Raw genomic sequence first — 21,441 nt, forward strand, 5'->3', positions numbered from 1 at the left:
CTGTCCTTTCGGAAATTCTGGATTACTTGACCGCGCCGGCCGTCAGACCGCGAATGTAGGAGCGCTGGAGAACGAGGAAGAGGATCATGCAGGGGATCATCATCAAGGTGACGCCGGCCTGCACCGCGCCCCAGTCTACCGAGCCGTAGCGGCCGTAGCGCACGGCGGTCATCAAAACGGGAAGCGTGAATTTCGACTGGTCCGTCAAAAGCACCAGGGCCGCCAGAAACTCGTTCCAGGCGTTCAGGAAGGCGAACAGTCCGACCGTAACGACGCCGGGCAGCACCAGCGGCCCCATGACCTGCACGAGCATGCGAACGCCCTTGACGCCGTCCATGCGCGCGGCTTCCTCGATCTCCTTCGGCACGGCATCGAAGGCATTGCGCATCATGAAGACCGAGAAGGGCAATTGCAGCGTCGAATAGATCAGGACGAGGCCGGTCAGCGTGTTCTGCAAACCCATTTTCGCAAGCAGCAGAAACAGCGGCGTCAGGATCGACTGGAACGGGATCATCATCGTTGAAAGCACCAGCACGAAGGCAAGGCCCTTCATCGGAAAGCGGTGTCGCGAAAACCCGTAGCCGGCGAGAATGGCGACGACGATCGTGAGCGCTGACGTGCCGAGCGCCACGAACAGCGAGTTGCCCGCATAATGCAGCACCGACTGGCCGAAATTTTCGAGCCGCTCATAGCTTGCGATGCTGAAACCTTCCATTGGCCACGGCGGCAGCGGCGGCCTGGCGCTTTCGGCCGGCGAGCGGAAGCTCGCAAGCACGACCCAGGCCAGCGGCGCGAGGAACAGCAGAGCCACCAGCGTTGCCGTCGCGTGGAAGATCGCCCGGTGATAGCGGAACCGGCCCCGCCGGGTGGCAGGTGCGACTGTCTGCGAACGGGACAAGGCGGCGGTCATTTCTCCCTCCTGTCGCTCAAAAGCGTCAGCTGCACCACGCTGAGCGCCAGGAGAATGAGGAGCAGCACCATGGAAAGGGCCGCGCCATAGCCGAGGCGGAAGGAGATGAAGCTTTCATTGAAGATCTTGTAGACGGCGGTCACGGTCTTGTTCTGGGGACCGCCATTGAGGATGATATAGAACTGGTCAAAGGCCAGCATCGACCCCGAAACGCAGAGGATCAGCGCCAGGGCGAACGGTTTGCGGATCAGCGGCATGGTGATGTAGCGGAAACGCTGAAGCCATTTGGCGCCGTCGATCCGGGCGGCCTCCTGATAGTCGGCCGGGATCGACTGAAGTCCGCTCATCAAAATCACCATGAAGAAACCGGCCATCTTCCAGACCACCATGGCGATCACCGACCAGAAGGCAGGCGTGAAGCTTGCGAGAATGTTCACGCGTCCCTCGGTCAGCCCGAGATCCTGCGCGAGCGGGGAGAACAGGCCGGTATCGACATTCGACAGCCAGACCCAGAGCAGGGCCGCCGAGGCAAAACCGGTCACCACGGGCAGAAAATAGATGGTTCTGTAGGCCGAAACCGCGCGTCCCTGCCCCTGAACGATGAAGGCCAGCGCCAGGGCGACGCCCAGCAACGCCACCGTCACCACTACGGTATACTCGATCGTGAACCAGAGCGAGGACCAGAAGCTCTTGTCGAAGACAAGCTTCTCGTAATTGTCGAGACCGATGAAGCGGGGCACGCCCATGAGCGGCCATTTGTGTAGCGACATCCACACCGTCATGCCGAGCGGAACAAGGAAGAAGACGGTTACCAGGGCAAGGGCCGGGAGAACATAGAGCAGGCCGGTCCATTGCGAGGATCGTCGCCGGCGCCGGCGCGTGGGTTCCGGCCGCGCCGCAGCGGTCGCCGCGTCATCGGGTATTGTGCTGTCGGACATGGCTGGTTCCTCTTGCAACAAGATATCGGGCAGCGACTGCCGGCCGGTGCGGCCGGCGGTCCTTTCAATGCGTGCGGTATGAAGTCTCAGCGCGAGGAGTCGATGATCGACTGCATCTCTTCCTGGGCCTCGGCCATGGCTTCGTCGACCTCGTCTTCGCTATCGGCGTAGAAGGCCTTGTTGAGCATGGTGATCCAGGGACCGTTGCGTGAGTTGATCAGGTCGTTGAAGACCGGGCTGTAAGGCGTTCTGCCCTTGGCCATCGCTTTCGCAGCGATCAGATACCGTGCATCGAGGCCTTCAAGCGCCTGTTCCGCGATATCGTCACGCACCGGCAGGGAGCCGTTCTGCGCCAGGATCTTCTGCCCCTCGGGCGAATAGGCGAATTCGATGAAGGCCTGGATCGCCGGCATTTTCGAGTCCGCCGTTTTCGCCGACACGACGATATTGTCGCCGCCGGCAAAAGACGACCAGTCGCCATCCTTGCCCGGCAGATAGGTCACGCCATATTCAAGATCCGGATACTGGTTGTTGAGCGCGCCGATCGCGAACGAACCGGACGGCGTGATGCCGATATTGCCGCCGGCGAACGCCGCAAAGAAGTTGGAGCCGGCATCGGTCTGCGATCCGGCGGGAACCAGGCCTTCCTGAACCATGCCGCGATAGAACTCGATCGCCTCCTTCATCTGCGGCGTTTCGACGGTCGCCTTCGCGCCCTCATCCTCGAACAGGTTTCCGCCCGATGCCCAGATCAGCGGCGTGAAGGTGAAGATGTTGCAGCCGCCGCAATTGCCGGAGAAATAGAACCCGTAGGTATCATCCCCCAGCGCCGACACGGCTTCAGCATCCGCACGGATATCGGCCCATGTTTCCGGGGCCTTGTCCGGATCGAGACCTGCTTCCTCGAACAGGTTCTTGTTCCAGATCAGCACCGAGGCATCGGCCGAGAACGGCATGCCATAGATCTTGCCGTCATAGGTGCCGACCGACAGATGCGCCTTCGACAGGCTGTCGTAATAGGGCAGCCCCTCCGCAAACTCGGTAAGATCCTTCAACTGACCGGCCTGCGCGAAGGACGGCGTGTAGATCAGATCGAGCGAAAGCGCATCGGGCTGCGAGCCGCCGGCGGCGGCGATCGCATATTTCTGCACCAGTTCGTTGACCGGCACGATCTGCAGCTCGGCGTTGTCCTCGCCCATGGCGTTGAAGGCTTCGACCAGTTTCGGCATGAACTCCGAACCGTCGGAGCGCACCCAGAGTGAAAACGTCTCCGCCTGGGCAAGGCCAGGCAGCGCGATCGCGGCGATGGCGCCGCCGCCGAGAAAAGTCTTGATATTCATTCCCATTACCTCCCGTTTTGGTGTCATCCGTTGACGCCAATGCATTGCGCCAACGTTTGCGCAAACAGCGCATTCTTTCCCTTCCATCTGGTCGTTCAGCGTGAAGGGGTCAGTTCCGGCGCAAATTCAAACGTCGTTTGCGCCGCAGGACTCACGCACGACAAGCTGACAGGGCGTCTCCCGAACACCCGGTTCCACCGGCTTGCCATCGATGAGGTCGAGCAGCGCCAGACCGGCGCTGCGTCCGAGGCCCGGAAGCCCCATATCAATTGTTGTGAGCGGTGGCCGCGTGGCCTGGGCAAACACTTCCCAATTGTCAAAGCCGACAACCGCCACATCCTGGGGCACCCGCACGCCGGCAAGCGTGAAGGCATCAATCACGCCGCGCGCGATCTGGTCGTTGCCGCAAAAAATCGCATCCGGGACTCCGCCGGCGTCGATCATCGCGCGGGCGGTCTGGAATCCATGCGCTTCCGTCCAGGCGGAAAAGACAGCCGGGCCATGCGGCGCCAGCCCGGCTTCCCGGAGCGCCGAGCGCCAGCCCGATTCCCTCAGACGCGCAGCCTTGAAATCCTCCGGCCCGGTGATATGCGCGATCCGGTTGCGCCCGAGACCGATGAGATGGCGAACGGCAGCACGCGCCGCATTCTCGTCATCGGGAACGAAGCTCACCGCACCCTCGGGCGCGGCGGCATAGACATAAACCACAGGCATACCGAGCGGCGGCAGGTCGATCGGCAGCCCGCGATCGATGCGCTTGCCGGCGATGATCAGGCCATCGACACGCTTTTCCTCCATCGCTCTCAGATTGAGGGTCAGGCTTTCAGGTTCGTACTCACCGGCGCTCAGAAACACGGAAACGCCGCGATCGGCCATTGCGGCGGACAGGCCGGAGGCGAGCGGCAGCGTGAACCGGCCATAGGTATCGTTCGTCAGAAGACCAAGCGTGAAGGAGCGCTGCTGGACCAGACCGCGGGCAATCGAATTCGGACGATAATCAAGCTCGGCGGCTACGGTGCGGACGCGCTCCCGGGTTTCCTCCGACATGCGGCCGGTTCCGTTGAGGGCGCGCGATGCGGTGGTCACACTGACATTCGCCCTGGCCGCAACGTCGCGGATCGTGCTGCGCTGGTACACGCCCGCCGATTGCAGCTTTGCCGCCCTGTCCGTCACCGATGTTCCTCCCTTTGATGCAATCGATAATACATTGAACAAACGTTTGTTCACGTATGGTTTATCGTTTGCGCAAAGAGATAATTGCACTTCATCGACAAAGCGTCAATCCGGTTTTGATGACAATTTCATGCGCTAGGAATACGACGGGCCACGCACCCAGCGCGACAGCCCCTCATGCGATTCGGCTTGCGGGCCTTTGATAGCGTGGCAGTTGCTATCGCTTTGGGGCGCATGCAAAGTCGAAATGGTCACCCGGCCCAGGGATTAAAGTTCTGGGCGTCACGCTTCACGACGAAGAAAACTGGATTGTTTCCGCTGCGGCAAAACCATCCCTCTCTTGAAGGTGTCAGCCGGGATCGCTGCGGCCTTCACGCCCAGGCCGCCAGGGAAGGAGCACCGCAAGCAAGACAAAGGGGCAGATCAACCGCCTGAAGTCTCTGAAGCGAGCAATAATGAATGCCGCGGCAGAGCTACCGTGCGACGAGTCCTGTTTTGAGTGTAGGAAACTCACATCTGAATTGACCTGTCCCTCGCAAGCGCGCGCATTATGTCGGGAAGGCGCGCCTTTGCGTCTGCGCTGAGATCGGCATAGACAGAGTTTCCGTGCGCGTCGATGGCCACTGTCAGCGGTCCGAACATGTCCAGCCTGACCCGGGAAAGGCGGAACTGGACGATCAGATCGTTCCAGCCGGTTTCGCAAATCGCCTCGATACCTTCCGTCAGCAATGGCGCACCACCGCCAAGGATGGAAAGATAGACGCAACCCGTCTTCTTCATGGCCGCGACACAGGCGTCATCGAGTCCTCCCTTGCCGCCGACAAAGGTCAGGCCGAAATGCTCGATGATGCGCGGCATGAAGGCGTTGAAGCGTGTGCTGGTGGTGGGATTGACGTAAAGCGGCCGCAGCGCGCCTTTCTCCTCGCGGCTCATGCAGCCGAGATGGAAGAATGCCCCGCCATCCATCGAAACCGGTGGCGGCCTGTCCTGCTCGACGCAGTCCATCAGGCGCTGATGCGTGGGATAGCCGGCGGTGATCACGGCGTCACCGCGCAAAAAGACTGTATCGCCGAGCTTCAAGGAGCGAGCGAGATCGCGGGAGACCGGCAGATCGAGAATGTATTCACTCAAGATAGGCTACCTCCCCGTCATTGTTGATGCGCGCCCGGGTGCGTCTGTTGATCCAGCAATTGAAACAAACGGCGACAGGGGTAAACCCATGGCCTGAAGCATAATCGATGTGGACACCGAGCGCGGTGGTATCGCCGCCGGTGCCCATCGGCCCGAAACCGGTCTTGTTGACGGCGCGGGTAAGGCGTTCCTCCATCGCGGCGAGGATCGGCTCGGGATTGAGCGTTCCAAAGGGACGCAGCGTCTGCAGTTTCGCCATTTTCGCGGCATGGTCGAACGACCCGCCTATGCCAACGCCGATAACCACCGGCGGACAATGCTGCGAGCCTGCCCTTATCGAGACATCGAGAATATAGCGCTCGATCTCCTCAAGCTTTGGATAGCTGAAGATTTCCAGCGCGGCCCAGCGCCCGGAACCGAGCGCCTTGGGCGAACAGGTGATGTCGATGCAATCGTCGTCCGAGACGAAGTCCCAGGTGATATGCGGCATGTCCTTGCCGTGGTAGCTGCGCTCGCCGGTCAGCGGATTGGTAACGAATTTCAGGATCGGCGGCTCGATCGTTCTCACCAGTTCGTCGAACGCATCGACAAACGCGCTCTTTATGTCGCCCTCGAACCGGGCGTTCGTGCCGATCTTGACGAAATAGACCGGAAAACCCGCATCCGAACAGACATAGGTCGCCTTCTCTTCGGCGCGGCGGGCGCTCTTGATCATGAATTCGAGCGTCGTGCGGGCAGAAGGCGAGCTTTCTGTTTCGAGGGCTTTCTCCAGCGCCGCCTTCGAATTTTCCGGAATGCGCTTGAGCGCCTGATCATACAGCGTCCGCGCGGTTTCCCTGATGATGTCGTAGCCGATGGTCATGGCTCATCACTCCAGAAGTTCCGCGGGCACGGTGATGCCCAGTTGCCGCCCGCGTTCGGCAAGCGCTTTTACGACGGCGGGGGCGAGTCGGATCTCGCCTTTGCTCGTCGCGAGCTGTTCCGCGCTGCGTTCACCGGGTGTATAGAGCCGGTCCACGCCTTCGGCCCTGCGTGATTGCCGTACCCCGGCGATCGCTTCATCCGCTTCCGCCTTGAATTCCTCAAGTGGCCGGAAAGACGCGATATCGAGCACGATGAAAAGATAGGACGACATCTGTGGCCCGACGGTGCTGTCGTCGATCAGGCCAAGCTTTGTTCCCCAGGCCCCGCCGGACAACAACCCCGCGAGAAGGTCGATCATGAAGGACAGGGCAAAGCCCTTCGCGCCGCCGACAGGCAGCAACAATCCTTTCATCGCCTCCGCCGGGTCCGTGGTCGCAATGCCATCGGCATCCAGCGCCCAGCCGGCGGGAATATCCAGGCCAAGTGCGTTTGCCTGACGGATGCGGCCGTAGGTGCCCGCGCTGGTTGCCATATCCAGCACGACCGCCTCCCGCGTCGCCGGTATGCCGATCGCAAGCGGATTGGTGCCCACGAGTTTTTCCACACCGCCGGGAGCGGCCATCACGGGCTTGGTGTTGCCCATGGCAATTCCCACGCAGCCGGCCTCGGCGGCCATGCGCACATAACGCCCGACCACGCCCATATGCTGCGCCCGGCGAACCGCGACGGCCGCAATGCCGGTTTCACGGGCCGTTTCTATGGCCAACATCATCGCATCCTCGGCGACCAGATGCCCTTCCATGCCATCGGCATCGAGCACGATCGCGCCGTGACTTCGGCTGACGACCTGTGGCGCGTCGGCGATCGACATCGCACCGGCAATCAGCCGCTCGATATACCTGTCGGCCTGCAACATCCCGTGCGAACCGCGCCCGGACAGATCGGCCTCGATCAGGGCGTCGGAAACGCGCCCCGCCGCCTGCGCCGAAAGACCCGCCGCCGTGAAAAGATCAGTCGCGTAGCGGCGCAGGAGATCGGCTGAAAAAGTTACCTCATCTGACATTGGCAGAGCTCCGCAGCATGGCAAAACGCATTCGCCTCCAGGCGGGCATGCGTCGGGAAGCCGGGCACGAACTCCGTCCTGCCCGGCTTGTCTGGCTTATTGCGCGGTGATGCCCGCTTCCTTGATCACCACCGCGAATTTTTCATAGTCGCCGGCAATCACCTGTTCGAATTCTTCGGGCGTGCTCGCGGCGATCGCGGTTCCGAGCTTGCCGAAGAACGCCTTGGCCGCGTCGGTTTCGAGATATTCCACGATCGCGGCGTTCAATTCGTCGACGATTTCCCTGGGTGTGCCCGCCGGCGCGACAAAGCCGTTCCAGGCGGTCAGTTCGTAGCCTTCAACGAACTCGCCGACCGCGGGCACGTCCGGCAATATCTCGGACCGCTCGGAGCTGGTGATCGCCAGAGGGATAAGCGCACCGGATTCGATGTGCGGCACGGCCGTGGTCAGCGTATCGAAGGCGAACGGAATCTCGCCCGAGATCAGGGCGCCGAGCAGGTTGCCGCTGCCGGCATAGGGGATATGCACGACATCGCCGCCGATATCCTGCAACAGCATTTCCATCGACAGATGCTGGCTGTAGCCGATCCCGCCGCTGCCATAGTCATACTTGCCGGGATTGGCCTTGATCTTGTCGACCCATTCCGGAAAGGTTTTCACGCCGAAGGACGGGTTCACGAGCAGCAGGTTTGGCGCATAGGAGACCATGGTAATGGCCTCGAAATCCTTGACCGGGTCGTAGTTCACATCCGGGTTCAGCGAGGGCAGGATCGAGAACGACGAGAAGATGAACTGGATGGTGTAGCCATCCGGCTCCGCGCTCCTGACCTCGGATGCCGCAAGCGCGCCGCCGGCCCCCGGCAGGTTCTCGACGACGAAGGTTTCGCCGAACTTGTCGCTCAAGGCGTCGGCAACGATCCGGGAAACGGTATCGGCCGTGCCGCCCGGCGATGAACCGACGACAACGCGGACAAGGTCGTTTGGATAGTCGCTCTCCTGTGCAATGGCGGCGCCTGTCAATGCCGCAAGCGCCAGGGAAACGGAAGTCAATAGTGTCAGGGGTTTCATGGGGTCCTCCTCCTCATTTTGGGTTCAGATCGCGCCTGTTGCTCGCAGGTTGGCGATTTCTTCGGCGCTATAGCCGAGCTCGGCGAGCAATTCCTCGTTGTGCTCGCCCAGACGCGGTGGCGGGCGATCGATCCGCGCGCCGCCGTGATCCAGTTTGAACGCGGCCTTGGGAGCCGTGATCTTTCCGGGAATACCGGGCTCATCTTCGTAATGGTGCAGAATGTCGCGGCTTTCGAGCTGGCCGTGGGCCAGCGTTTCCGGCAACGTCCATATCCGGGCGGCGGGGATATGATGGTCCTGAAACCAGTTCTCCCACTCGGCCGCCGTCTTGGTAAGCAGGATGGGCAACAGGATTGCGCGCTCGGCATCGGCGCCCTTGCGGCGTTCACCATTGTTGGTCTTGACCAGTTCGGGATGCCCCAGCGCCTTCCAGAGCCGCGCCTGCTGGCGCAGATTGATGGCGGCGATCTGAAGCTTGCCGTCAGCCGTGTCGTAGAGCCCGCATGTCGAAAACTCGTGCCGGTTGCCACCCGCCTTCGGTTCCTTGCCCGAACGGCTGTAATTGGTCAGGTGAGCGCCCATCAGCATCAAGGCGGTATCGAGCATGGAAAGATCGATATATTGCCCAAGCCCGGTCCTTTCTCTCTGGAAAAGGGCTGCGGCGAGCGCGAACGCGCCCATCGCGCCTGTGGAATAGTCAACGGCCGGCGTGCCGACCTTCATCGGCACCATATCGGCTGTTCCGTTGACCATCATCAGGCCCGACACCGCCTGGATGACCTGATCGTATCCGGTCTGCCCGCCGCGCGGCCCGTCCTGCCCGAAGGCGGACATCGAGGCGTAGATCAGGCGGGGGTTGAGTTTTCTGAGATCCTCATAGCCGAGCCCCAGCGCCTTCAGTGCTCCCGGCCGGAAATTTTCGACCAGAATATCCGCGCCGGGCACCAGCTTGCGCAGGATCTCACGCCCTTGCTCGGTTTTGAGGTCCAGTGTGAGCGATCGCTTGCCGCCATTCTGGATGATGAAATGGGTGCCGATATTGTCGGCCGAAAGCTGCGGATCGCTGCCATCGATACGGGTCTGTTCCGGTTCGTGCGGGTTTTCGATCTTGATGACGTCGGCCCCGAAAACCGCGAGCTGATAGGTCGCGAAGGGCGCCGCCAGAACATGGGTGATGTCGAGTACCCTGATGCCCTCGAAGGGGCGGATGTCGTTGATGGGGTCCATGGTCTAGCCCTCGCTTTCAATGAAGGCTTCTTCGCGCTTGCGGGCGATCGACGGCAGCGCCAGCAGGGCGAGCACGATGGCGGCGGCAACGAGAAATGCCAGGCTGATCGGCTCGGTCAGGAAAACGGTCGGATCGCCGCGCGACATCAACATGCTGCGCCGCAATTGCTCCTCCATCATCGGGCCGAGAATGAAGCCGAGCGTCAGCGGCGCCGGCTCGCAGCCAAGCCGCATCAGCAGGTATCCGAGCAAGGCGAAGAAACCGAGTTCGTACATCGAGAACAGCGTGCCGGAGGCCGAATAGATGCCGACCGCGCTGAACGCCATCACCGCCACGACCAGCACCGAATAGGGCACCGACAGAAACTTCACCCACAGGCCGATCAGCGGCAGGTTCAGCAGCACCAGCATGAAGTTGCCGATCCACATCGAGACGATCAGCCCCCAGAACATGCCCGGCTGCTTGACGATGATATCGGGTCCCGGCTGGATGCCCTGGATGATCATCGCCCCGATCATCAGCGCCATCACGGCATTGGAAGGCAGACCGAGCGTCAGCATCGGAATGAAGGCAGTCTGCGAACCGGCATTGTTGGCCGCTTCGGGTGCGGCGACGCCCTCGATCGCGCCCTGGCCGAATTCGGCCCGGTTCTTCGAGACCTTCTTTTCCACGATATAGGCCGCGAACGAGGAGAGCATCGCGCCCCCGCCCGGCAGAATGCCGAGTGCCGAGCCAATCGCGGTTCCGCGCACCGACGGCATGAAGATGCGCTTGAGATCGGCCAGCGATAGCCACAGCCCCTTGACCTTTTCGTTGAGGACATCGCGGACCTCGTTCGTCTCCAGATTGCGCAGGATCTCGGCGATGCCGAAGAGCCCGATGGCCAGCGCGACGATGTCGACGCCATCGGCAAGTTCGAGCATGCCCATGTTGAGGCGGGTCGTGCCGGTGTAGATATCCGTGCCGATAATGCCGAGCAACAGCCCGAGCAGCACCATGGCGATCGCCTTCAGCACCGAGCCATGGGCAAGCACGACGGACGCGATCAGGCCGAGCACCATCATCGAGAAGTAGGAGGGCGGCCTGAAGGCCATCGCCACATGGGTAAGCGGGGCCGCAAACAGCGCGATGACCAGCGTGGCAATGGTTCCGGCAAACAGGGAGGAAAGCGCCGCGGTCGCAAGCGCCGGCCCCGCTCTGCCCTTGCGGGCCATCTGGTAGCCGTCGAGCGTGGTGACGGCTGATGATGCCTCGCCGGGAAGGTTGAGCAGGATCGCGGTGGTCGAGCCACCATACTGGGCACCGTAATAGATGCCGGCAAGCATGATCAGCGCCGAATCCGGCCCCATGGAAAAAGTGACCGGCAACAGGATGGCGATCGTCGCCAATGGTCCGACCCCCGGCAGAACGCCGACCAGCGTACCGCCCAACACGCCAACAAAGCAGAAAAACAGGTTCTTGACGGCGAAGGCGACCGAAAAACCGAGCGCGAGATTGTTAATGAAATCCATGGGATCCGCCTCCTATCGCAGCCAGTTGCCGAGAAGCGGCAGGTTGAGGCCGAGCGCGACGGAGAAGATGCCGATGCACAGCAGCGTGACCCCGACAGACAGCGCAGCCGCCTTCGTCAGCGTCATCTCCTTGATCGCCATGGCCGAACAGAAGCACAGCAGGAGAAGGGCAATGGCAAGGCCGAGCGGTTTCATGGCCGCGCCGAACAGGATGAGCGCCACTGGCAGGAGCACGACAGCCCGCCACGGAACATTGGCAAGCGTCAGCGGCGCTTCATCCGACCTCAGACCGTTGACGACGATGACAAGGCCGAGAAGCGCGAGAAGACCGCCAAGCACGGCCGGAAAGAAGCCCGGTCCCATGCGAAACGCGTTACCGATTTTGAGTCCATAGACCGAAGAACCGCAGAACCAGAGACCGAACGCTATGAACAGCAATCCGGAGATCAGATCGGCGTTGAGTTTTGTTTTCTGCATGTTTCGAGCATTTCTCGTCTTTTTTGAAGGAATCCGCTACGGCGCGTTCACAATATCCGCGTGCCGATTCAGCGATACAGCCACTCGCCGACGTTTCGACAGGCGAAAGGCGGGGATAACGACAAGGTGCGCGTCCCCCGGCTCCGGCAAGATGGGCCGGCGCAAGGCTGCTGCCAGAACGGCACGGCTTTCCGGGTAAGCGAGGGAGGCGATAACCGACATGAAAATTACCGAAGTCCGCTGCAGCGGCTACCGATTGCCTTTGAAGCAACCCTTTACCTCCAGCCGCGTGACCATGACCCATCGCGAACTGGTGCTGGTCGAGGTAAACACGTCGGATGGGCAGAGCGGAACCGGCTGGTGCACGACGGCGGGCGTGGGCGCAGCCGCCGTTGAAGCGTTGATCACCGGCTATCTCGCCCCCATGCTGACCGGGATGGATCCGCGCAACACCGAGCAGGTCTGGCAGCGGCTATGGATGGAATGCCATGCCGCCGGGCCGGGCGGCATCACCACGCTGGCGCTCTCGGCGATCGACATCGCCATGTGGGATCTGAAGGCGAAGGCCGCCGGCGAGCCGCTCTACCGGTTGCTGGGCGGCGCCCGAAGCACGGTTGAAGTCTATGCCAGCGCCATCAACCTTCATCTTTCGAAGGACGACCTTCTGGCGCAAACGCGCGGGCAACTCGAAGAGGGCTACAGGGCCTTCAAGCTCAAGGTCGGCAGGCCCGGATTGGATGAAGACCGCGAGCGGGTCATGGCGGTCCGCAAACTGATCGGGCCGGACTGCCAGCTCATGCTCGACGCCAACCAGAAATGGTCGCCCGGCGAAGCCATTCAGCGTTCCCGCCTGCTTCTCGAGGCCGCGCCGCTGTTTCTGGAGGAGCCGCTGCTTTCCGATACGATCGATGGCCATGCCGTCTTGCGGGCAGCAACCGGCATGCCGATCGCGGCAGGCGAGCAGCTTTGCAACCGTTTCGAATTCTGGAACTATATCCGTGCCGGCGCCCTGGATTTCCTGCAGCCCGACGTCTGGAAGGTCGGCGGCATAACCGAATTCGTCAAGATCGCCGCACTCGGCGCGGCGGCGGGCATTCCGGTCTCGCCCCACGGGGCCGCGGAGCTTTCGGTCCATCTCGCGGCGGCGCTGCCGAACGCCATGCATGTGGAGAATATCTTCGGCCTCAACCTGTTCGATTTCGGCGCGACATCCGCACCGCTACCGATCAGCGGAGGAAAACACCAGCTCTCCGATGCGCCGGGTCACGGCGTCCGGTTCGAAAAGGATGCGCTTCAAGCCCACAAGCTCATTCCCGGAAGCACCGTCGAAAGAAAGCCGCTCTACCACTTTTCCAGCTAGCTCATCGTTTTGACGTATCGGGTTATCGAAAACCCGGCGACCACTTTTCGCCCGATGTGTCATTCCGCGCGGCATCGGGACCCCGCATGCTTTGAATATTTCAAAGAGCTATCGTGCCGATCGGCATCGACCCCCTATGCCGATTTACACCGATGGTCAGCCGGTTTCCTCCGGCTGGTATTCCAGGATATCGCCCGGCTGGCAATCGAGGGCGGCGCAGATCCTTTCGAGCGTTTCAAAGCGCACGCCCTTCACCTTGCCCGAACGCAGCAGCGAGATATTCTGCTCGGTGATGCCGACATGTTCGGCGAGGACCTTCGCCCGCATCTTGCGGCGGGCGAGCATGACATCGAGATTGACAATGATCGGCATGGGTCAGACGAAACGCTCATAGTCTTCGTTGATCGAGGTGGCGAGAACCATCACATGGCCCATCACGAACAGGAATCCGGCAAGCAGGAGCAGCATCAGCTGGTCGCTGCCTAGCCCGATTGATATCGCCCGCGCGCCGGGAGGATTGGCAAGCGTTGCCAAGAGCGTTGCGACCGGGCGCAGGACCATGCCCGCAATCGCGCCGGTAAGCGCGATCAGCCCCGCGCGGCGCATAAGGGCGGCCGCCTCGTAGGAAAACGGGCGCTCGCGTTGCAGCCGGTCGAAAAGCTGCCAGACGGTTTGCAGCCCCGCAAGAACCAGCCCCGCCATGATCGCCGCGAGGGCGATGAAAGCCAGCCCGGTCGCCGGGGTGATCGTCACGGCGACGTTCAGGTCGAGAGCGTCCGCCAGCCATGCGGCGAGCCCGTCCGGTCGAAAAAGCGTCGTCCATGATGCGTAGACCAGGCCGACCGCCAGCGCGGCCTGAAGAACCCGCGTCAGGAGTTTCATCCGCTTGCACAGCCGGATCATGGCGGGGGAATTTTGGGTGTTCATCATGATGCCTCTTGATTGACGATATAAAATTATCGTAAAACAATAATAAATATCTGTCAATCGAGAGGAATATCATGCTTCGTCGTTTCTTGCTTCGCGCCTTTTGTTGCGCCGTCCTGGCGCTTCCGGCTGCCTGTTCCACCATTGGCGGCGGTGGACCGCAAGCGCTTGAGGACGCTTCCCCGCTCGATGCCGATCCGCATGCGCTTGTGGTCGCGCTGACCAAGCCGGCAGCGTTGCCGGTCGAGGATGGCGATCTCGCCCTTTCGCTCAGCTGGGCCGTTCCCGGGCGGGACGCGCAGGAGGAGCGGGCGGGCCTGCAGGTGGCGCGCCGCCTTGGCGCCGCGCCCGGCCGCGATACGGTCGAACTCGTGCTTGCGCCCGATGATGCGGAGCGCATGTCGGCGCTGTTGTCTGAGATCAGAGCGGACAAACAGAAGGGTATTGAGGGCAAGGGCGCGTTTTCCGTTTCCTTCACGGCCCGCTGCGTGGATGGCGGCTTTGATCTTGCCGACATGGTGGTCGATGTCGCGCTCACCCTCCAGCCCGGCGAGCCGGCGATTCCGCTGCTGAAGAACTCGAAATTCGGAGCGCTTCTGGCGGCGCGGGGCATCGAGCGCCTGCCGGATTGCGGACGCGGCGCGTGAGCGCGAGGCAGCAATGCCGTTAACTGCCGCCGGACAAGCTGATATCGACCCACCTGTCGATACTGATCCGGGTCGGCAGGATATCGCCGTGCTCGCCGATCGGCGGCCTGGAATACGAGATGGATTGCCGCCGAGTTTTCGATGAATTCGTTCTCTGAACGCCGCGAAACGGTCGGGCGCGCTCCCGCGCGCCATCACAATTGTCAGGCGCGCTGCGGCTCCGCTCCCTGCAGCGCCAGCCGCGCCTTGCGGTGTTCTGCCTGCACGTCCGGATCGGGGTCGAGGCCGGCGGCGAGGAGGCGCTGGGTGTAGAGTTCCTGCGGGTTTTCGAAAATCTGGCGGACGGTGCCCTGTTCGACGATCTCGCCGCGCTGCATCACTAGCACCCGGTCGGCGAAGTCGCGCACCACGGGCAGGTCGTGGGCGATGAAGATGAAGGCGATACCGAGCCGGTCGCGCAGTTCGCCGAGAAGGGCGATCACCTGCGCCTGGATAGAAACGTCGAGCGCCGAGACCGCCTCGTCGCAGATGATCACCTCCGGCTCGAGCGCCAGAGCGCGGGCGATCGCGATGCGCTGGCGCTGGCCGCCGGAAAACTGGTGCGGGTGACGCGCGGCATGCTCGGGTTTCAGCCCAACTTGCTGCAGCAGTTCATTTACCCGGTCGCGCCACTGCGCCTTCGGCAGGATTTCGGGGTGAATGACCCAGGCCTCTGAGATGATCTGGTAGATCGACATATGCGGGTTGAGCGACTGCGTCGGGTCCTGAAAGACCATCTGCAGGTGACGGCGGACGGCGCGCATCTGTCGGTGCGATTTCGTCAGCAGATCCTCGCCCTTCCAGAGCACCTTGCCGCCGGACGCCTCCTCGAGCCTGAGGATCAGCTTGGCGACTGTCGATTTGCCCGAGCCGCTTTCGCCGACGACGGCGAGGGTCTCGCCGGCATGAAGCTCGAAATCGGCATTCTTCAGCGCGGTGAACGCGCCGTAGGTCTTGGTGAGGCCGGAGACCTTCAGGATCGGCTGGCGCGCGCTTTCGCCCGTTCGCATCTCGCCCTTGCCGGGGGCCGCGGCCAGCAGCTTTTGCGTATAGGGATGCTTCGCATTGTGATAGAGGTCGCGCGGCGTGCCGGTTTCGACGATCCTTCCGCCTTCCATCACCACGGCCCGGTCCGCCGCCTCGGCGACGACGCCGAGATCATGGGTGATCAGCAACAGGCCCATGCCGGTTTCCGCCTGCAGTTCCTCCAGCAGCGACAGCACCTCCGCCTGCACGGTGACGTCGAGCGCGGTGGTCGGCTCGTCGGCGATCAGAATGTCAGGTTTGAGCGCCAGCGCCATGGCAATCATCAGCCGCTGGCGCTGTCCGCCGGAAAACTGGTGCGGGTATTTCTTCAGCGCGGCCGTAGCGTCGGGAATGCCGACGCGCTCCATCAGCTTCAGGGCGCGGGCAAAAGCCTCGTCCTTGCCGGTGCCGTGGCACATCGCCGCTTCGGCAATCTGCCAGCCGACCGGATAGACCGGGTTCAGGTGGCTGAGCGGGTCCTGGAAGATCATCGCGATCCGCTTGCCGTTGATCCGGCGGCGTTCCTCGTTGGAAAGCGTCAGCAGGTCGCGGCCCTCGAACAGCACTTCGCCGCTTACGATTTCGCCGGGCGGGCAGTCGATCAGGTTCATGATCGCCGACGCCGAGACCGATTTGCCCGATCCGCTTTCGCCAAGGATCGCCAGCGTCTCGCCCCGGTCCAGGTGCCATGACACGTCGTTGACCGCATCGACCGTACCGCGCGCGGTGTGGAAGCGGACCGAGAGGTTGCGCACTTCGAGGAGGTGGGAACTAGCCATTGGACTTTCCTCCGATTTCGAGCCGCCAGCGCTGGGTCGGGTTCAGCGCGATCCGCATCCAGCTTGAAAGCAGGTTGAGCGACATGGTGGTCAGGATGATCGCGAGCCCCGGCCAGAAGGCGAGCCACCAGGCGCTGGTCAGATATTGCCGCCCCTGGCTTACCATCAGCCCCCAGGTGATTTCCGGTGGCTGAATGCCGATGCCGAGGAAGGAGAGGGCGGATTCGGCCAGCATCACGAAGGCGAAGTCGAGCGTCGCGATGGTCAGCAGCGTCGGCAGTACCACCGGCAGAATGTGAAATAGCACGATGCGCAGATTGGACGCGCCCATCACCTGCGCCGCCTGGACGAACATGCGCTTGCGCACTTCCAGCACCTCGGCGCGCGTGGTGCGCAGATAGATCGGTATCCGGGTGATGGCGAGCACCAGCACCAGATTGGCGATTGACGGTTCCAGCACGTAAAGCACGGTGACGGCCAGAAGCAGCGAGGGGAACGACATGATCACGTCGGCAAGCCGCATGATGATTTCGCTGTGCCATCTGTCGCGGTAGCCGGCGATGAGGCCGAGCGTGGAGCCGATCAGCAGCGAGGCGGCGACCGCGCCGGCGGACACCACCATGGTGTTGCGCGCGGCGACGATGATGCGGGCAAGAAGCGGCCGGCCTAGCGCATCGCCGCCGAGCAGATAGAGAAAGCCGCGGTCGAGCGAAAACGGCGGCGCGTTGCGGGCGCGCAGGTTCTGCTTTGCGGCGACGCCATCCAGCAGCATCGGCCCCAGCACCGCGCAGGCCACGATGACGATCAGGAACAGCACGGCCGCGAAGGCGAGCTTGTCGGCCCACAGCATTTTGAGAAAGCGCCGGAAGGCGCCGGGTTCCTGTCGGCCCATGGTCTCGCCGCCGGTTTGTGTGATGGGTGCACTCATCGGCGGTCCTCAGGTTCGAATGCGCGGATCGAGCACCGCATAGGCGAGATCGATCAGGAGGTTCATGATGAAGATCGCGATAGCGGTCACCATGATGGCGGCGAGGATGACGTTGAAGTCGCGCTGCATGATGGAATCGATCATCAGCTTGCCGACGCCGGGAAAGCCGAAAATGGTTTCAACCACCACCGCGCCGTTCAGAAGGGCGGCAGCCTGATCGCCGATCACGGTGATCACCGGCAGCATGGCGTTGCGCAGCGCGTGGACGAAAATGATCGGCCGGTTCTTCACGCCCTTGGCCCGCGCCGTTTTCACATAGGCGGAGCCGAGCGCGTTGATCATCGATCCGCGCACGATCTGCAGGATCAGTCCGAAAGGCCGGATGAACAGCACGGCCACCGGCAGAACCCAGTGCCATGGGGTGCCCGTTCCCGAGGTCGGAAGCCAGCCAAGCGTGACGGAAAAGACCACGATGCCCACGATCGCCACCCAGAAATCAGGCGCCGATGCGCCGATCAGCGACAGGACGGAGGCGGCCCGGTCGAACCAGGTGCCGACATTGAAGGCCGCGATGGCGCCGACCGTGATGGCGGCGGCGGTCACCAGAACCATGGTGATGAAGGCAAGCTGCAGCGTCCAGGCAAAGGCCTCGATGACCACTTCGAGCGCGGGGCGGGCCTTCCTCAGGCTCTCGCCGAAATCGAGGCGGGCGATATCGGTGACATAGTGCCAGAACTGCACCAGAACGGGATCGTTCAGGCCGTGGATCTCGCGGAAGTTCTCGCGCATCGTCTCGGATGCATCGACCGGCAGGTAAAGCGATGTCGGATCGCCGGTGAGCCTGGATAGGAAGAACACAAGCACGATCAGGACCAGCAGCGAGACGAAGCTCGTCAACCCGCGTTTTCCCAGCGTTTTCTTCATCGTGTTCTCTCGTTTCAAAAAAGGGAAGCACGCGCGGGATGACCGCGCGCGCTCTTCGTGCGAAAGGTCTTACTTCAGGCCGATTTCGGCAAGCTGAAGCTGGCTGTTGGTCGCGATGGTCGGCGTGAAATCCACGTCTTCGCCGACGCGGGCGAACCCGACCATGTGGAACAGCAGCACGTCCGCGATCACATCGTCATGCAGGTAGCCGAAGAGTTCCGACCACAGCGCCTCGCGCTCCGCGCCGGTTGCCGCGGTTGCTTCCTCGATCAGCTCGTCGGCGTGCGCGTCGGCGATACCCGACTGGCGGCCTTCGGAGTGGTACTTGAAGAACATCGAGAACACCGGATCGCCACGCGAATTGTCATGCTGCGCGCCGACCATGATCGGGCCGCGATCATCGACATAGGGCTTGGAGTAGAACTGTTCGTGTTCCGCCACCTCGACCATCTGGAGCTTCACGTTGAAGCCCGCCTCGTTCAGCATGCTGGTGATCGCTTCGTAGAACTCGGTTGCGCCGGGGAAATTGCCGGTGCGGCCGACCAGCAGGATCTCGGTGTCCACCGGAACGCCATCGGCGGCGGCTTCCTCGAGAAGCTGACGGGCGCGTTCGGGATCATAGGGCCATGCCTTCGTGTCCGGGTTCCAGCCGAGCGTCGTCGGTACGTTGATCGCCGTGGCGATATCCGCGCCTTCGGGCAGAATGGTGCCGATAAAGGCTTCACGATCGATGGCGATGTTGAGCGCCTCACGAACCCGCTTGTCGGAAAGCGGCGGCACGGAGTGGTCGATCCGCAGATAGGTCGTTTCCGAGTTCGGGTAGGCGTGGTCGAGATCGGTGGTCGCGTCGATGGCCGAGATCGAGGGTGCGATGTCAGCCTCGCCGGTCTCCACCATGGCGGCGCGCACGGCGGCGTCGGTGCGGAAGACGTATTCCGCCGTCTCCACGGCCGGGGCGTCGCCCCAGTAATCGTCGCGGCGGGTCAGCGTGATGCTCTGGCCCGGCGTCCAGTCGGACAGCACGTAGGGCCCGGTGCCGATCGGCTCGCGGGTGAATTCGATCGGCGTTTCCGACGGCACGATGGTCAGGAGCGACAGCAGCAGCGGCAGGATCGGCTGCGCCGGCTCCGTAGTGAAATCGATGGTGTGGTCGTCGACGACCGTCGGCGTGATCGTGATGCCGTCATAATAACGCGAGATCTCGCAGACGATCTGGTCGCTCTGCGCCCGGTCGAAGGAATGCTTCACGTCTTCCGCGTCGAAGGCCGAACCGTCGGAGAAGCTGACGCCCTCGCGCAGGTGGAAGCGCCAGGTGTTGTCGTCGGTCATCTCCCAGCTTTCCGCCAGGCGCGGTTTCAGCCCCTCATCGCCGCGGACATCCAGTTCCGTCAGCGTTTCGGAGATGTTCTGGAGCACGATGCGCCCGATATTGGAGCGCGTCGCCATGCACGGCTCGACCAGATCCGGCTCTTCCGCCAGAACGACGGTGACCGATACTTCCTCCTGTGCAAAGGCCGGCGTCAGCGATGACGCCAGCATAAGCCCGGCAAGCAAAGTTCTGCGTTTCATTGTTTTCCTCCTCCAGGAACGTCGCAGCATAACGTCGTTCAGGCCCTTGCGCCGCTGCCCGCGCAAAAAAAAAGGACTGACATGGCCCGTCGATGACGCAGGTCCGGCCCGAATGCCGGATCAAGCTCTGCGCAATATTGGTAAAGTTGATAACCTTTGTCAAATGCCTTCTCGATTTAGAGGTGACATCAGATTTTGATATAGAGATAAATAATTGAATTTAAACTATAAAATAATATGTCTGTATGAACGAAAGAGCCCATCGTTTAAAACTTCAACTTGACAACTTGTTTTTGCGCCTGTTTTTTGAAGACCAGAATCAAGCGGAGGAACGTGTGCATGATGCCGGAGGATATCGCCCGGACAATGACGGGAAAATTTGAGGCGCGTCCGGACGGCAGACAGGCCGTTCTTCCCGCGTCGACGGTGCAGAACCATGCCGCCTTCCTGTCGCGCCTGCCGGGCGGGAGCCTTGTCTGCGCCTGGTTCGGCGGCACGCTGGAAGGCAAGTCCGACATTTCCATCCACGCCGCCCTGCTCGATCCCGATGCGGAGGCGTGGGGCGAAGCCGTCCGGTTGACGGATGATCCCGACCGCTCGGAACAGAATCCGGTGATCTTCGTGACGCCGGCAGGCGAGATACTGCTTTTTAACACCGCGCAGCCCGCCGGCAATCAGGATGAGTCTCGGGTGTTCATGCGCCGGCTCACGCTGGAAGGCGGCCGGCTGGCGGCTGCTGAGGCGCGCGACACGGGCCTGCCGCCCGGCACCTTCGTTCGCGCCGCTCCCTATGTGCGGGATGACGGGGCCTGGTGCCTGCCGCTCTTCCGTTGCAATCCGCGGCCCGGCATTCGCTGGACCGGCGCCTTCGACACCGCGGCGGTCGCCGTCAGCATGGATGATGGCGAAAGCTGGAAAGTTATCGATGTGCCGGACTCGGCCGGGTCCGTGCACATGACGCCGGTGAGCCTGGGCGGCGGCGAAATGATCGCGCTTTATCGCCGGCGCCAGGCCGATTTCGTCCATCGCTCCGAAAGCCATGACGGCGGGCGAAGCTGGAGCGCGCCCGCGCCGACGGATGTGCCGAACAACAACAGTTCCGTCAATGCCGTCCGCCTTGAGGGCAGCATCGTGGCGATGGTCTGCAATCCGGTCTCGGCTGCGCAATCGGATGCGCGCCGTGCCTCGCTTTATGACGAGCTTGAGGAGAAGGATGGTCGGCCCGAGGCGGCCGAGGGCTGCAATCCGATCTGGGGCGTCGAGCGCGCGCCGCTCACGCTCTGTCTTTCAGGCGATGGCGGCCGCTCGTTTCCGGTGCGCTACACGATCGAGGACAGCCCCGGCACCTGCCTCACCAACAACTCGCTCGACGGCCGGAACAAGGAGCTTTCCTATCCGGTGCTGCTGCCGCGCGCCGATGGCGGGCTCGATTTCGCCTATACGCTTTACCGCCGGGCTATCCGGCATGTCGCGCTCGATGCCGCAACCGTCGCGGCGCTGGTCGCGCGGGTTCCGGACCGCCGGACGTGAAAGGAGAGA

The 21,441-nt window shown here is 62.4% G+C and carries 20 protein-coding genes; 3 read left to right on the forward strand and 17 right to left on the reverse strand.

The genetic code is table 11. The features are described from left to right. Positions 1-22: 22 nt before the first annotated feature. The 11 genes from Mame_RS09195 to Mame_RS09250 all read right to left on the reverse strand — a co-directional run bounded on the left by Mame_RS09195 (position 23) and on the right by Mame_RS09250 (position 11,703). Complete coding sequence (locus tag Mame_RS09195; RefSeq protein WP_018062969.1) at positions 23-910, reverse strand: carbohydrate ABC transporter permease; 888 nt, start codon at positions 908-910, stop codon at positions 23-25. Continuing rightward, positions 907-1,848, reverse strand: a complete 942-nt coding sequence (locus Mame_RS09200; RefSeq protein ID WP_018062968.1) for a carbohydrate ABC transporter permease — start codon at positions 1,846-1,848, stop codon at positions 907-909. The genes Mame_RS09195 and Mame_RS09200 overlap by 4 nt, the downstream gene beginning before the upstream one ends. An 86-nt stretch (positions 1,849-1,934) precedes the next feature. Continuing rightward, a complete protein-coding gene (locus Mame_RS09205) occupies positions 1,935-3,188 on the reverse strand; it encodes an ABC transporter substrate-binding protein (protein ID WP_018062967.1) in 1,254 nt (417 codons plus the stop codon). 126 nt (positions 3,189-3,314) lie between these two features. Next, positions 3,315-4,361, reverse strand: a complete 1,047-nt coding sequence (locus tag Mame_RS09210) for a LacI family DNA-binding transcriptional regulator (protein ID WP_018062966.1) — start codon at positions 4,359-4,361, stop codon at positions 3,315-3,317. A gap of 510 nt (positions 4,362-4,871) precedes the next feature. Beyond that, the gene (locus Mame_RS09220; RefSeq protein WP_018062965.1) at positions 4,872-5,492 is read right to left on the reverse strand and encodes a fumarate hydratase C-terminal domain-containing protein; all 621 of its coding nucleotides are present in this window, start codon (positions 5,490-5,492) and stop codon (positions 4,872-4,874) included. Continuing rightward, the gene (locus tag Mame_RS09225) at positions 5,485-6,354 is read right to left on the reverse strand and encodes a fumarate hydratase (protein ID WP_018062964.1); all 870 of its coding nucleotides are present in this window, start codon (positions 6,352-6,354) and stop codon (positions 5,485-5,487) included. The genes Mame_RS09220 and Mame_RS09225 overlap by 8 nt, the downstream gene beginning before the upstream one ends. A gap of 6 nt (positions 6,355-6,360) precedes the next feature. Further along, positions 6,361-7,419: an Ldh family oxidoreductase gene (locus Mame_RS09230; protein WP_018062963.1), complete on the reverse strand. Its 1,059-nt coding sequence runs from the start codon at positions 7,417-7,419 to the stop codon at positions 6,361-6,363. Positions 7,420-7,515: 96 nt separating this feature from the next. Continuing rightward, the gene (locus Mame_RS09235; protein ID WP_026173163.1) at positions 7,516-8,487 is read right to left on the reverse strand and encodes a Bug family tripartite tricarboxylate transporter substrate binding protein; all 972 of its coding nucleotides are present in this window, start codon (positions 8,485-8,487) and stop codon (positions 7,516-7,518) included. A gap of 24 nt (positions 8,488-8,511) precedes the next feature. Continuing rightward, entirely contained in the window at positions 8,512-9,714 is a 1,203-nt protein-coding gene (locus tag Mame_RS09240) for a CaiB/BaiF CoA transferase family protein (RefSeq protein ID WP_018062961.1), read from the reverse strand. Between the two features lie 3 nt (positions 9,715-9,717). Then, positions 9,718-11,226, reverse strand: coding sequence for a tripartite tricarboxylate transporter permease (locus Mame_RS09245; RefSeq protein WP_018062960.1), 1,509 nt, complete (start codon positions 11,224-11,226; stop codon positions 9,718-9,720). Positions 11,227-11,238: 12 nt separating this feature from the next. Beyond that, positions 11,239-11,703: a tripartite tricarboxylate transporter TctB family protein gene (locus tag Mame_RS09250; RefSeq protein ID WP_018062959.1), complete on the reverse strand. Its 465-nt coding sequence runs from the start codon at positions 11,701-11,703 to the stop codon at positions 11,239-11,241. Positions 11,704-11,923: 220 nt separating this feature from the next. On the opposite strand from Mame_RS09250, the gene Mame_RS09255 reads away from it, so the two are divergent. Next, complete coding sequence (locus tag Mame_RS09255; RefSeq protein WP_079920747.1) at positions 11,924-13,063, forward strand: mandelate racemase/muconate lactonizing enzyme family protein; 1,140 nt, start codon at positions 11,924-11,926, stop codon at positions 13,061-13,063. 156 nt (positions 13,064-13,219) lie between these two features. Here the strand turns inward: Mame_RS09255 and Mame_RS09260 are convergent, their stop codons facing one another. Together Mame_RS09260 and Mame_RS09265 are read right to left on the reverse strand one after the other, a co-directional pair. Further along, the gene (locus tag Mame_RS09260; protein WP_018062957.1) at positions 13,220-13,435 is read right to left on the reverse strand and encodes a helix-turn-helix domain-containing protein; all 216 of its coding nucleotides are present in this window, start codon (positions 13,433-13,435) and stop codon (positions 13,220-13,222) included. A gap of 3 nt (positions 13,436-13,438) precedes the next feature. Beyond that, on the reverse strand, positions 13,439-13,993 hold the full coding sequence (locus Mame_RS09265; RefSeq protein WP_018062956.1) for a DUF2975 domain-containing protein: 555 nt from the start codon (positions 13,991-13,993) through the stop codon (positions 13,439-13,441). Between the two features lie 71 nt (positions 13,994-14,064). On the opposite strand from Mame_RS09265, the gene Mame_RS09270 reads away from it, so the two are divergent. Beyond that, positions 14,065-14,637, forward strand: coding sequence for a hypothetical protein (locus Mame_RS09270; RefSeq protein WP_018062955.1), 573 nt, complete (start codon positions 14,065-14,067; stop codon positions 14,635-14,637). Positions 14,638-14,840: 203 nt separating this feature from the next. Here the strand turns inward: Mame_RS09270 and Mame_RS09275 are convergent, their stop codons facing one another. The 4 genes from Mame_RS09275 to Mame_RS09290 all read right to left on the reverse strand — a co-directional run bounded on the left by Mame_RS09275 (position 14,841) and on the right by Mame_RS09290 (position 19,902). Then, complete coding sequence (locus tag Mame_RS09275; RefSeq protein WP_018062954.1) at positions 14,841-16,481, reverse strand: ABC transporter ATP-binding protein; 1,641 nt, start codon at positions 16,479-16,481, stop codon at positions 14,841-14,843. Then, positions 16,474-17,373 (reverse strand): ABC transporter permease, encoded by a 900-nt coding sequence (locus tag Mame_RS09280; protein WP_026173162.1) that lies wholly within the window; start codon positions 17,371-17,373, stop codon positions 16,474-16,476. Before Mame_RS09280 ends, Mame_RS09275 begins: the two co-directional genes overlap by 8 nt. 45 nt (positions 17,374-17,418) lie before the next feature. Further along, the gene (locus Mame_RS09285; RefSeq protein ID WP_026173161.1) at positions 17,419-18,333 is read right to left on the reverse strand and encodes an ABC transporter permease; all 915 of its coding nucleotides are present in this window, start codon (positions 18,331-18,333) and stop codon (positions 17,419-17,421) included. A 69-nt stretch (positions 18,334-18,402) separates the two neighbouring features. Then, positions 18,403-19,902 (reverse strand): ABC transporter substrate-binding protein, encoded by a 1,500-nt coding sequence (locus Mame_RS09290; protein WP_026173160.1) that lies wholly within the window; start codon positions 19,900-19,902, stop codon positions 18,403-18,405. Between the two features lie 339 nt (positions 19,903-20,241). Here Mame_RS09290 and Mame_RS09295 point away from each other — a divergent pair, with 339 nt between their 5' ends. Continuing rightward, positions 20,242-21,432: a sialidase family protein gene (locus tag Mame_RS09295; RefSeq protein WP_018062950.1), complete on the forward strand. Its 1,191-nt coding sequence runs from the start codon at positions 20,242-20,244 to the stop codon at positions 21,430-21,432. Positions 21,433-21,441 lie beyond the last annotated feature (9 nt).

Origin of the sequence: Martelella mediterranea DSM 17316 (assembly GCF_002043005.1) — a bacterium.
Classification (GTDB): Bacteria; Pseudomonadota; Alphaproteobacteria; order Rhizobiales; family Rhizobiaceae; genus Martelella; species Martelella mediterranea.